Genomic DNA, 12,160 nt, shown 5'->3' on the forward strand with positions numbered 1-12,160 from the left:
TGGAGTCATCTCATGAATCAAGTTCCTTATCTGGAGTTTTGCGGCATCAGCAAGGAGTTCCCCGGCGTCAAGGCGCTGCAGAACGTCTCCTTCTGCTGCCAGCAGGGCTCGGTGCACGCCCTGATGGGGGAGAACGGCGCGGGCAAGTCCACCCTGCTCAAGATCCTGAGCGGCTTTCAGGCCCCCACCACAGGGGTGGTGAAGCTGGCGGGCCAGGAGAAGGTGTTTCAAGACACGGTCGACGCCCTGGAGAGCGGGATCGCCATCATCTATCAGGAGCTGCACCTGGTGCCCGAGATGAGCGTGGCGGAGAACATCTACCTCGGGCAGCTGCCCACCCGGCGCGGCGTCATCGATAGGGAGAAACTCTATCAGGATGCGGCCAGACAGCTGGCGCGCCTCGGCATGGATGTGTCGCCGGAGACGCCGCTCAAGTACCTGTCCCTCGGGCAATGGCAGATGGTGGAGATCGCCAAGGCCCTGACCCGGGACGCCAGCGTCATCGCCTTCGACGAGCCGACCAGCAGCCTGTCGTCGCGCGAAATTGAGCAGCTGTTTCGGGTCATCCGCCAGTTGCGGGACGAGGGCAAGGTCATTCTCTATGTCTCCCACCGCATGGACGAGATCTTCGCCCTGTGCGACGCCATCACGGTATTCAAGGATGGCCAGTTCGTGCGCACCTTCGCCTCCATGGCCGAGGTGGACCGGGATCTGCTGGTCAAGACCATGGTGGGACGGGAGCTGACCGACATCTACGGCTACAGCCCCAGAGCGCTCGGGGAGGTGGGCCTCAAGGTGGAGAGCCTGATGGGGCCTGGCCTCAGGGGGCCCATTTCGTTCGAGGTCAGACGGGGGGAGATCCTCGGCATCTTCGGGCTGGTGGGGGCCGGTCGCAGCGAACTGATGAAGCTCATCTTCGGCGCCGAGACGCCCCGAGGCGGCGAGATAGCGGTGTTCGGCAAGCCGGTGGTCATTCGCAATCCCATCGACGCCATTCGCGGCGGCATCATGCTCTGCACCGAAGACCGCAAGGCCCTCGGCATCATTCCCATCCACTCGGTGCAGGAGAACATCAACATCAGCGCCCGCCGCCACCAGGCGTGGGGGGGCTTCTGGATCAACCAGCAGTGGGAGGACGAGAACGCGAGGCTGCGGATCCGCGACATGCGGGTCAAGACCCCGTCCCCCCATCAGGCCATCATGAACCTCTCCGGCGGCAACCAGCAGAAGGCCATTCTGGGGCGCTGGCTCTCCGAGGACATGAAGGTGATCTTGCTCGACGAGCCGACCCGCGGCATCGACGTCGGGGCAAAGAACGAGATTTACAACGTGATTTACGATCTGGCCAAGGTGGGCATCGCCGTGGTGGTGGTCTCGAGCGAGCTGCCGGAGGTGCTGGGCATCGCGGATCGGATCATGGTCATGCGGGAGGGGGTGATAGCAGGGGAGCTATCCCACCATGAGGCCGACGAGGTCAAGGCGCTCAATCTGGCCATGCCGGCCCGTTAATCCCCCGTGACTGCAACGCGATAGCACCCGGAAACTTCAGGAGAAATACCATGACAACAACTACCTCAGCCGGTCAGGCCGCGACCGTCTCGGCGGCCAGCGGCTCCCGCCTGCAACTGGCCCGCGTCTGGGATCAATACGGCATGCTGGTGATCTTCGCCATCCTGTTCCTGCTGGCCTGCGTGCTGGTGCCCAACTTTGCCAGCCTGATCAATATGCGCGGGCTCGGGCTCGCCGTCTCCATGTCGGGCATGGTGGCCTGCGGCATGCTGTTCTGCCTCGCCTCCGGCGAATTCGACATGTCGGTGGGCTCGGTGGTGGCCTGCTCCGGCGTCGCCTGCGCGGTCGGCATCAATGCCACCGAGAGCATCACGGTGGGCATCCTGGCCGGCATGTCGGTGGGGGTGCTGTTTGGCCTCATCAACGGCATAGTCGTGGCCAAATTCAAGATCAACGCCCTCATCACCACCCTGGCCACCATGCAGATGGCGCGCGGGGTGGGCTACATCATCTCCGACGGCAAGGCGGTCGGCATAGTGGAAGAGGGCTTCTTCGAGCTCGGCAACTCCGCCCTGCTCGGCATCCCGACCCCGGTCTGGCTGACCGCCGTCTGCTTCGTGCTGTTCGGCCTGCTGCTCAACAAGACCACCTTCGGCCGCAACACCCTGGCCATGGGGGGCAACGAGGAGGCGGCGCGTCTGGCCGGGGTCAACGTGGTGCGCACCAAGATCATCATCTTCACCATGACCGGGCTGATTGCCTCCATCGCCGGCATCATACTCGCCTCGCGCATGACCTCGGGCCAGCCGATGACCTCCATCGGCTTCGAGCTGGTGGTGATCTCCGCCTGCGTGCTGGGAGGGGTCTCCATGAAGGGGGGGATCGGCAAGATCTCCTACATCATCGCCGGGGTGCTGATCCTGGGGCTGATGGAGAACGCCATGAACCTGCTCAACATCTCCCCGTTTGCCCAGTACGTGGTGCGCGGCCTCATCCTGCTCGCCGCCGTGCTGTTCGACCGCTACAAGCAGGTACGCAAGGCGCGCGTCTGAGCGGTTGTCCCCTCCGGCACCAGGTCGGCCCATGCTGGCCTGGTGCCTCCTTCAGGCAAGCTGTGAGCCAGTTCAATAAATTCACATCAGGCCGCTTGCGAAAATAGGTTGTTCCAACGCCGGATCTCTACAATGGCCCAAGCCGATTTTTTTACCCAAGCGCTGTTTTCCGCCATGTCCTCGATGCAAAAAGAGAAGCCGAAACAACTCAACCCCCTGTTGCCGGGCTACGCCTTCGACGTCTTCCTGGTCTCGGGCATGACTCCCATCGAGCAGGGGAGCGCCCTCGACTTCATCATCGACAGGCCCCAGGGTATGAAGGGCTTCATTGTCAATCTGACCATCAGGGGCAAGGGGCAGATCTTTCAGGGGGATCAGGCCTTCACCGTGGAGCCAGGGGACCTGCTGCTGTTTCCGCCCGCAGCCGTGCACTATTACGGCCGGGCGCCAGATGCCCGGGAGTGGTATCACCGCTGGGTCTATTTCCGGCCGCGGGCCTACTGGGCCGACTGGCTCAAATGGCCCCAGGTGACGGAGCGGGTGGGGCGATTGCAACTGGCTGACGCCGGCTTGCTCACCGAATTCGATGCCCTCTTCCTCGACATCGAAGAGACCCACCAGCAACTGAGGCCCATGTCGGAACAGCTCGCCATGAACCTCTTGGAGCGGCTGCTTATTCGCTGCTATGAAGCCTCCTCCCTCAGTGCCTATCCCACCCTAGATCACAGGGTTCACCAGGCGTGCCAGATCCTGAGCGAATCTCTCTGCGCCGAGATCTCGGTGGAGGCGCTGGCGGAGCAGGTGTTTTTGTCCCCTTCACGGCTGGCCCACCTGTTTCGCGAGCAGGTGGGGGTGAGCATAGTGCGCTGGCGCGAGGATCAGCGGATCATGCGGGCCAAGCTGCTGCTGCAGACCACCCCCATGTCGGTGGCCACTATCGGCCAGCAGGTGGGCTATGACGATCAGCTGTACTTCTCGCGGGTATTCAGGAAACGGGTCGGGGTCAGCCCCACCGAATACCGCAAGTGCGCCACCCCGTTGTGAGAAGAACCCAGAGATGACAAAGCCCTCATGATGAGGGCTTGTTTATTTGGGGGCCTGGGCTCAGAGCGCCGCCATGGCCTCACGGACCAGGGCGCCTATCTTGTCCCACTCCTGTTTCTCGATGAGATCCGCCGGGACCATCCAGGTACCGCCGCAGGCAAACACAGATCCTTGCGCCAGATAATCCTTCACGTTGGCGGGGCTGACGCCCCCGGTCGGCATGAAGCGAACCGGGTAGACGGCGCTCATGGCCTTGAGCATGGGGAGACCGCCTGAGGGCTCAGCCGGGAAGAACTTGAGGGCACGAAGGCCCAGCTCCATCGCCTGCTCGACCAGGCTGGGGTTGTTGACCCCCGGGATCATCAGCACGCCGCGCGCCTGGCAATACTGGACGATGCGCGGGTTGAGGCCGGGGCTGACGATGAAGTCCACCCCGGCGTCTATGGCCTGATCCACCTGGGCCGTGGTGAGGACGGTGCCGGCCCCGATGATCATCTCGGGGAAAGCGGCACGCAGCTGGCGGATGGCCTCGGCCGCCGCCGGGGTGCGGAAGGTGATCTCGGCGCTCGGCATGCCGTTGTCCATCAGGGCTTGGCCCAGGGCCACGGCGTCGTCGGCGTTCTGGATGGCGATGACGGGGATGATCTTCAGGGTTGAGAGTGTTTCAAGCAAGGTTGACATGGGTTGCCTCAGCAGTGGGAAGGGGGGTTGTTGGCATCGCCGAGCCGGGAATGATGGCCCCGCGATGCTGGATGACGGTGCCGGCCAGCAGGTGGGCATGGTGGGCCGCCTCGCTGGCCGCGCGCCCGGCGAGCCGCGTGGCGAGGTAGCCGGCGCTGAAGGAGTCGCCCGCTGCCGTGGTGTCGATCACTCGTTCCCTGGCCAGTGACATGGCAGGCACTTCGTCCTGCCGCTCGCCTTGCACTATGAGGCAGGGTTCGGCGCCACGCTTGATGACGATCTCGCCGACCCCGAGCCCCCTGGTGCGTGCCAGGGTCTGGGCCTCCTGGCTGTCGCCCCACAGGGAAAACTCGTCGTCCAGGGTCAGGAAGGCGATGTCGGTCAGCGCCAGCATGGCGCGGTAGGCCTGTTGCGCCGCCTCCTTGCTTTCCCACAGCCGGGGGCGGTAGTTGTTGTCAAAGGCGATCTTCACACCGGCTGCCCGGCACAAGGCCAGATGCTGCAGCAGGCTGGCCCGATCGGCGGGGGGGAGGATGGCGAGGCTGATGCCGCTCAAATAGAGCCAGTCAACGTGCTGCAACTGCTGGCAGATAGACCCGGCGTGTTCGCCCTGCAGCCAGTAGCGGGCGGCGGCATCATTGCGCCAGTAATGGAAGGTGCGCTCGCCCCGGGCATCGGTCTCGATGAGATAGAGACCGGGCAGTTTGTGCTCCAGCCTCTGTACCAGCTCAGTGTGCACCCCTTCCTGCTGCCACTGGGTCAGCATGGCGTCGCTCATGGTGTCGGTGCCAAGGGCTGTGACATAGAAGACGGCCAGCTCGGGGTTGGTACGGGCCAGGTAGACGGCGGTGTTGAGGGTGTCCCCTCCAAAATGACGCACTATGCCCGCCTTGCTCTCGGATAGTTCGATCATGCACTCGCCAATGACGGCAATCTTGGTCGGCATATGCCCTCCCGTGTTGATGACGCCGTCATTATATTTAATGTGTCATCTGCATTAAATAAAATAAAACATCATTTCATAAAAATATCGTGTGGCCCCTCTATGGGGCTGAGGGTGCGATCCTGACGTCGGGGGGAGGGTATGGCATGGCAGCCGTGCCGCCGGTTGCAAGGGTTGTGGCGTCGGTCAGCCGGGTCTGTGACCTCACCGGCAATGACGCAGGATCTGGGCATTGCCCTTTGAAACACACCCATGGCTATGATTGGGCTTGCGTTTCAAATACACTGAAACGATGGAGCTTATAAGGAGAACCCTATGTCAGTGGTAGATACCTCGCCAGATTCCGTTTCATCCGTCCTGAAGGTCTTTGGCATCCTGCAGGCGCTGGGGGAGCAGAAAGAGATTGGCGTCACCGAGTTGTCCCAGCGGATCATGATGTCGAAGAGTACCGTCTATCGCTTCTTGCAGACCATGAAGACCCTGGGTTATGTCAATCAGGAGGGGGAGTCCGACAAGTACACCCTGAGCCTGAAGCTGTTCGAACTCGGCGGCAAGGCCCTGGAGCACCAGGAGCTGATCCCCATCGCGGATACCCAGATGCATCGTCTGGGCAAGCTGACCAAGGAGACCCTGCACCTGGGGGCTCTCGACGAGGACAGCATCGTCTATCTGCACAAGGTAGACTCCGAGTACAACCTGCGGATGTACTCCCGCATCGGTCGCCGTCGCCCGCTCTACAGCACCGCCCTTGGCAAGGTGATGATGGCCTGGTTGCCCGAGGACGAGGTGCGCGGCATGCTGGCCAATGTGAGCTTTGAGCGCTTTACCGAGCACACCCTGACCGACATCGACGCCTTGCTGGCCCAATTGGTCCTGGTGCGCGAGCAGGGTTACGCGGAAGACAACGAAGAGATGGAGCCGGGCCTGCGCTGCTTCGCCGTGCCCATTTACAGCCGCATGGGGCGCATCATTGCCGGGCTCTCCCTGTCGCTGCCCCTGGTGCGTTTCAGTGAAGAGAACAAGGAGGAGCTGGTGGGCTTGCTGCACGAGGCTGCCGCCCGCATCTCGGACGAACTCGGTTTTCACGATTATCCATTCCGGACCAGGTAACAGGGGATGAGCCGCGGCGGCCTGCCGCGAGCTTGCTCGAACCAAGCCGGGGGCGGGACTGTCTGACCGCAGTTCCGCCCCCGGCTTTTTTGTCCCTTGTCGTGCTCGCCCTGGCACCACCAGGGCTTATCCCTGAGGCGTGCTCACGCATCTCCCCTGTCGCCGCGCCCTGTAGAGGCCGAGGATGAGGTGGCCGTTGACGATGAAAAAGCTGCCCTCCAGCAAGATGCCTCCCCATGATCCCGCCCAGATGTTGTGGACAAGCCAGCAGACTGTGCTGCTCAGCATGCACAGCCGAAGCGCCATGCCTTCTAGCCGAAACAGGGCGTAGGTGCTCAAGGTGGTGCCGAGCAGCGTCAACAGCTGGATGGGGTGTGCGATCCTGGGCATCACCAATAGCCAGGTCAGTCCCAGAAAAAACAGCATCACACCCAGGCCGCGATAATAGCCGGAGACCCAGGTCCGTACCGCACAGAGCAGGCAGTTGATGGCGGCGGCCGTGGCGCCGAGCAACATGAAATGGGCTGTGAGGAGTGCGCCGTTGAGGGTCAGGTGCAGCCGCAGTTTACTGTCCTGAGATTGCCGGAAGGCGGTGATGCCTATGGCACAGGCGAGCAGGCCAAGCAGTTGGGCCAGGGGGTCGAGCGACATTGAATGGATTCCGAGACGAGATGAACGAAAAAAGGCGCCTGATGGCGCCTTTCGTATGGGCTAAGGGTTAGCGGGCCAGCCAGCCACCGTCGACGGCAATGGTGTAGCCATTGATGTAGTCGGAGGCGGGGGAGGCCAGGAAGACCACGGGGCCCATCATGTCATCCGGCACCCCCCAGCGTCCGGCCGGGATCCGCTCCAGGATGGCGGCGTTGCGATCCTCATCGGCGCGCAGGGCCGTGGTGTTGTTGGTGGCCATGTAGCCGGGGGCGATGGCGTTGACGTTGATGCCCTGGCTGGCCCACTCGTTGGCCAGCAGGCGGGTGATCCCCATGACGCCGCTCTTGGAGGCGGTGTAGGAGGGGACACGAATGCCGCCCTGATAGGAGAGCATGGAGGCGATGTTGACTATCTTGCCGCCCCGGCCCTGGGCCATGAACTGCCTGGCCACCGCCTGGGACATGAAGAAGACGCTCTTGATGTTGATGTTCATCACGTCGTCCCAGTCCTTCTCGCTGAAGTTGATGGCGTCGTCGCGACGGATGATGCCGGCGTTGTTGACCAGGATGTCGACGCGGCCGAACCGGGAGACCGCCTGATCCACCAGGGCGGGCAGGGTCTCCACCTTGCTGACATCGGCCTTGAGGCTCAGGAACTGGCGCCCGAGCGCCTCCACCTTGGCGATGGTGTCCGTGGGCTCGACGATGTTGATGCCGACGATGTCACAGCCAGCTTCGGCCAGACCGAGCGCCATGCCCTGGCCGAGGCCGGTGTCACAACCGGTCACGATGGCAACCTTACCCTTCAAATCGAATGCATTGAGAATCATCTTGTTTCCTCTGCTGCCACCGGACGTGGCAGGCATGATGGGGGAAAACGGGCAGTGCACACTGCCCGGCAAAGAACGGGGGTCAGCGCAGATCCCTGACGGCCACATGATCCATGTCGCCGAACACCTGGTTTTCGCCGACCATGCCCCAGATAAAGGTGTAGGCCTGGGTGCCGACGCCGGAGTGGATGGACCAGCTTGGGGAGATCACCGCCTGCTCGTTGTGGACCAGCAGATGACGGGTCTCGTCCGGCTTGCCCATCATGTGGAACACGGCGGCATCCTCTTGCATGTTGAAGTAGAAGTAGACCTCCATGCGGCGCTCGTGGGTGTGGCAGGGCATGGTATTCCACAGGCTGCCCTCTTCCAGCTGGGTCATGCCCATCACCAGCTGGCAGGTCGGCAGCACATCCGGCACCAGGTACTTGTAGATGGTGCGGCGGTTGCTGGTGGCCGCGTCTCCCAGGGTGGCCGGTGAGGCTTCTGCCCGGGTGACCTTGCGGGTCGGGAAGCTCACATGGGCTGGGGCGCTGTTGTAGTAAAACTTGGCAGGCTGCGCGGCGTCGACGCTGGCGAAGCTCAGCTCGCGGGCTCCCTGGCCCACATAGAGCGCCTCGGCCTTGCCTACTTCATAGGCAGTGCCATCCACCACCACCACGCCCGGGCCACCGATATTGATAAGCCCCAGCTCGCGGCGCTCGAGGAAATAGCTGACGCCGAAGGTCTTGCCCAGCTCGTCCGAGAAGGCGAGGGGGCCCTGAATTGGCATGATGCCGCCGAACACGATGCGGTCGATGTGGCTGTAGGTCATGGTCAGCCGATCGGCGCTGAAGATCTCTTCCACCAGAAACTCACGGCGCAGGCCCTGAGTGTCCAGCTGCCTGGCATGATCGCTGTGAATGCTTTGACGAATTTGCATGGTTAACCTCGATGAGCGCCGCAGGTTGGCAGTCGCGTTGTCTGTAGTGTCAATAATGATAACAAGTGAAAAATAAAAGTCAAAACACTGTTTTGTATTTTTATTTGTTGAGATTAAACTTCCTGCCCGGTGTGGCTCATGGCCGTGCCGGGCCCGTGAAACCGGGCCACAAATCCCTTTGCCGCACCAGAAGACGCGCGCGGCCAAGAGTGGCTGCCACCCTCCGGGTGGCGGCGACAGGACATTCGTTGCCAATCTCATTCAATAACAGGTCTATCAATGAACAAGTGTGCTTCATCCAATCGAATCATCATGCTGGCCGGGGTGGCTGCCCTGAGCACGGTTCTGTTTGCCTTCGATACCGCCTCCCTCGGGCTCTGTGCGGCCTTCCTGACCACGGGATCCTTTTCCCTGCAGGTGTTCGACATCCTCAAGACGCGGGAAACCAAGGCGATCTCCACCAAGATGTACCTGGTCTTCATCAGCGGTCTGCTTCTCTGGCTGACCTATGGCCTGAAGTCCGGCGATACCCCCCTCATCATGGCCAATGGCATTACACTGCTGCTGGCCAGCGCCGTCATGGTGCTGAAGTGGAGCAATGAGCGGGCCTGATCCCGGGGTGCCAGGGAGGCCATCCACCCATGGGGATGGCCATCTGGCGCCAAGCTGTGCCCTCCTTGTCAGCACTCAGCACCCTCCCTTTGGTTGATGAACCAGGCGGCGCCCCGGGCGCCGTTTGTCGTCTTGGGCCCATCCCCTCCACCCATCTGATTTACCGACTCAGGCGGCGCAGGTAGGCCACGCTCTCCCGCAAGGGGTCGCCCGACAGCTCCTCGACGATGATGGGAACATGGGTCAGCTGGCGCTGCGCCAGCATGAGCAGCACCTCGGCATAGTCGATCAGCCCCTGCTCCAGCCCCACCGATACCTTGTCCGCTCCCGCCAGGATGAAGTTCTTGAAATGAAACAAGCGGATGCGCTCGCCATGCTGGTCGAGAAAATCCGCCAGGATCTCGCGCCAGTCGGCGACATTGTCGGCATCCAGCAGATTGGCCAGATCCAGGGTCACCAGGAAGTGCTCCCCCAGGCGGGCATTCAGCCGCGTCAGGCTACGGGCATCGTGAATGATGTGATCGCACACCGCTTCCACCAGAAAGTCGCAACCGGCCTGCGCCAGATCGGGTCTTAACTGGGCCAGGGTCTGCTCCACCCTGTGAAAGGCGGCGGCGCCCTGGTTGTCCGGGTGCCGGGTCCAGTCATCGTCGTTCAGGGAGCCGGTCTCGCTGCCCACAGCGCCGATCTGGCAGCGCCGGGCGAGCTCGATGTTGAGGCGCACCCGCGCCAGATCCCGTGCCAGGACGTCGGCGTCGGAGTGGGCGGGGTTGAAGTAGCTCGCCAGCAGGAAGAGGGGGAGGCCGGCCTCTTGCAACTGCTGGATGTGGGTGGCCAGGGCGTGGATATCACGGGCCTGATAGGCCTCGGGCCAGCTCTTGTGCACGGCGAGCTGCAGCCCGTCGAGGCCGAGCTCATGTGCCTGGGCAATCAGCGCCGCCGGCGACTGATCCGCGAGATCATGGGCGCGGGCCCCAATCTTCAATCTGTTCATGACATGCTCCAGTGGGTCATGGCTGTCTCTGACAGCGGTTTGGCGGCCAGCATCAGAAACGGCTTGCGAGCCCAGGGGGCCCGCAAGTTCAAGAGGCAAGTCGCGGCGCTCGAATGGGCCCCGGTGAGGGGCCCGATGCGTGCGCTTGCCATCGGCACAATCAAAGTCTCATCAGGCGGCAGGTGCCGGGGCGACGGCATCGGGGGCGGGTTGCGGGCCCTTGTTGTACTCCTGCTCGAAGTACTCGCGCACCATGGGGGCCGACAGACCGACCACCACCTGCAGGTTCTTGCCCGAACGCATGACCCCCAGGGCACCGGCCTGTTTGAGGGCCTTGTCATCCTGTACCTGGGTCTGATCCTTCACCACCAGGCGCAGTCGGGTCTGGCAGTTGCCTATGGTCTCGACGTTGTCACAACCACCGACACAACGCAGTATGGCGGCGGCTCTGAGGCGATCCGGCTCCTGACCGGCCACGGCCTTGCCGGACTGCTTGTCGCGGTAGTCCTGCTTGGAGTAGAGACGCACGTCGTCTTCCTCCTCTTCATCGCCACGACCCGGGGTGAGGAAGTTGAACTTCAGGATCATGTAGCGGAACACGAAGAAGTTGATGGCGGCGAAGCCGAGGCCCAAGGCGAGGTGGATCCAGATGAGGTGAGCATGGTTCTTGGCGTAGAAGACCCAGTTGAACAGGATGATGTCGTTCAGACCGCCCCCCATGAAACCGACCACGCCGGACAGATAGAGCGCCACGCACAGGGTCGCGCCTATGATGGCATTGACCAGATACAGCACAGGGGCCACGAACAGGTAGGTGAATTCGATGGGTTCGGTGATGCCGACCGCCATGGCGGTGATGATGGCCGGGATCACCAGAGCGGCTATCTTGCGCTTCATCTTCTGCTTGGCGGTGGCATAGATGGCGAGGCCGGCCCCCAGGGAGCAGAACACGCTGATGTTGCCGTACAGGGAGTAGCCGGCGGCCGGGAACTGATCAACCAGGGGCACGGTGGACGCCGCATAGGTGGAGACGTTCTCGATCCAGTGGGTGTAGAGGCCGCCGTCGACCACGGCCGGGCCGAAGAAGAAGGGGAAGTAGACGAAGCGGTGCAGACCGGTGGGCACCAGGATCCGCTCCACGAAGGCGAGCAGCCACATGCCGAAGGCATCGGCTTCCACATAGAAGCCCTGCATGGCGTTGATCCCCACCTGAACCTTGGGCCAGAACTCGCAGGTCAACCAGGCCATGGGCAACATGACGAAGAAGGAGATGATGAACACCAGGCTCATGCCCTGGAAGATGGTGAGGTAATCCGGCAGCTTCTTCTCGAAGAAGCGGTTGTGGATCCAGGTCACCACGCCGCCGATGATGAGGGAGAAGACGATGCTGGTATCCAGCGTCTTGATGCCCCCCACCAGCGCCAGGCCGCTGGAACCGCCCACTTCCTGATTGAAGTTGACCCCGAACTCAGGCCCCCAGAAGGTGAGCATGCTGTTGGTGAAGTAGTTGTAGGCCATGTAGGCAAAGAAGGCGACCAGCGCCGCCCGGGCCTGACCCGTCCTGGCGAGACCCACCGGCAACGCCATGCAGAACAGCAGGGGGAAGTTGCGGAAGATGGTCCAGCCCCCCGACTTGATGATGGTCATCACCTTGAAGAAGTTGGAGTCTGGGTGCGCCAGGTCCCCCATGATATCGGGCATGGTGAGAAGCCCGGTGATGGCGAGCAGCAGACCGGTAAAGGGTAGAAAGGCAATGGGGACAGCCATGGCACCGCCAAAGGTCTGGAAGGCCCCCATAAAGTTCCGTTTGGACATT

The 12,160-nt window shown here is 62.4% G+C and carries 12 protein-coding genes; 5 read left to right on the top strand and 7 right to left on the bottom strand.

The annotated features are described in order from the left end of the window. Positions 1 to 12: 12 nt before the first annotated feature. From araG to araC, 3 genes are all read left to right on the top strand, one after another. Positions 13 to 1,509 carry an L-arabinose ABC transporter ATP-binding protein AraG gene (gene araG / locus AC3WR3_RS02225; protein ID WP_342059406.1) on the top strand — a complete coding sequence of 499 codons (1,497 nt, stop codon included), beginning with the start codon at positions 13 to 15 and terminating at the stop codon, positions 1,507 to 1,509. 50 nt (positions 1,510 to 1,559) lie between these two features. Further along, positions 1,560 to 2,561 carry an L-arabinose ABC transporter permease AraH gene (gene araH, locus AC3WR3_RS02230; protein ID WP_342059405.1) on the top strand — a complete coding sequence of 334 codons (1,002 nt, stop codon included), beginning with the start codon at positions 1,560 to 1,562 and terminating at the stop codon, positions 2,559 to 2,561. A 132-nt stretch (positions 2,562 to 2,693) separates the two neighbouring features. Then, complete coding sequence (araC, locus tag AC3WR3_RS02235; protein ID WP_446699538.1) at positions 2,694 to 3,605, top strand: arabinose operon transcriptional regulator AraC; 912 nt, start codon at positions 2,694 to 2,696, stop codon at positions 3,603 to 3,605. A 60-nt stretch (positions 3,606 to 3,665) separates the two neighbouring features. On the opposite strand, the gene AC3WR3_RS02240 is transcribed toward araC, so the two are convergent. After that, positions 3,666 to 4,286 carry a bifunctional 4-hydroxy-2-oxoglutarate aldolase/2-dehydro-3-deoxy-phosphogluconate aldolase gene (locus AC3WR3_RS02240; RefSeq protein ID WP_139435369.1) on the bottom strand — a complete coding sequence of 207 codons (621 nt, stop codon included), beginning with the start codon at positions 4,284 to 4,286 and terminating at the stop codon, positions 3,666 to 3,668. Next, complete coding sequence (kdgK, locus tag AC3WR3_RS02245; RefSeq protein WP_342059404.1) at positions 4,270 to 5,232, bottom strand: 2-dehydro-3-deoxygluconokinase; 963 nt, start codon at positions 5,230 to 5,232, stop codon at positions 4,270 to 4,272. Before kdgK ends, AC3WR3_RS02240 begins: the two co-directional genes overlap by 17 nt. 312 nt (positions 5,233 to 5,544) lie before the next feature. On the opposite strand from kdgK, the gene kdgR reads away from it, so the two are divergent. Then, a complete protein-coding gene (kdgR, locus tag AC3WR3_RS02250; RefSeq protein WP_492291045.1) occupies positions 5,545 to 6,339 on the top strand; it encodes a DNA-binding transcriptional regulator KdgR in 795 nt (264 codons plus the stop codon). A gap of 126 nt (positions 6,340 to 6,465) precedes the next feature. On the opposite strand, the gene AC3WR3_RS02255 is transcribed toward kdgR, so the two are convergent. From AC3WR3_RS02255 to kduI, 3 genes are all read right to left on the bottom strand, one after another. Then, positions 6,466 to 6,990: a YgjV family protein gene (locus tag AC3WR3_RS02255; RefSeq protein WP_139435375.1), complete on the bottom strand. Its 525-nt coding sequence runs from the start codon at positions 6,988 to 6,990 to the stop codon at positions 6,466 to 6,468. A 67-nt stretch (positions 6,991 to 7,057) separates the two neighbouring features. Next, entirely contained in the window at positions 7,058 to 7,819 is a 762-nt protein-coding gene (kduD, locus tag AC3WR3_RS02260) for a 2-dehydro-3-deoxy-D-gluconate 5-dehydrogenase KduD (protein ID WP_492291046.1), read from the bottom strand. 82 nt (positions 7,820 to 7,901) lie between these two features. Further along, positions 7,902 to 8,738: a 5-dehydro-4-deoxy-D-glucuronate isomerase gene (gene kduI, locus AC3WR3_RS02265; RefSeq protein ID WP_408837866.1), complete on the bottom strand. Its 837-nt coding sequence runs from the start codon at positions 8,736 to 8,738 to the stop codon at positions 7,902 to 7,904. Positions 8,739 to 9,017: 279 nt separating this feature from the next. On the opposite strand from kduI, the gene AC3WR3_RS02270 reads away from it, so the two are divergent. Next, the gene (locus AC3WR3_RS02270; RefSeq protein ID WP_139435381.1) at positions 9,018 to 9,350 is read left to right on the top strand and encodes a SemiSWEET family sugar transporter; all 333 of its coding nucleotides are present in this window, start codon (positions 9,018 to 9,020) and stop codon (positions 9,348 to 9,350) included. 160 nt (positions 9,351 to 9,510) lie between these two features. On the opposite strand, the gene AC3WR3_RS02275 is transcribed toward AC3WR3_RS02270, so the two are convergent. Further along, positions 9,511 to 10,344, bottom strand: coding sequence for a sugar phosphate isomerase/epimerase family protein (locus AC3WR3_RS02275; RefSeq protein WP_492291047.1), 834 nt, complete (start codon positions 10,342 to 10,344; stop codon positions 9,511 to 9,513). 171 nt (positions 10,345 to 10,515) lie between these two features. Beyond that, positions 10,516 to 12,159 carry an alpha-glucoside-specific PTS transporter subunit IIBC gene (locus AC3WR3_RS02280; RefSeq protein ID WP_492291048.1) on the bottom strand — a complete coding sequence of 548 codons (1,644 nt, stop codon included), beginning with the start codon at positions 12,157 to 12,159 and terminating at the stop codon, positions 10,516 to 10,518. Between the last annotated feature and the right edge of the window lies 1 nt (position 12,160).

This window comes from Aeromonas sp. EU05-FHT14A05 (genome assembly GCF_058791175.1).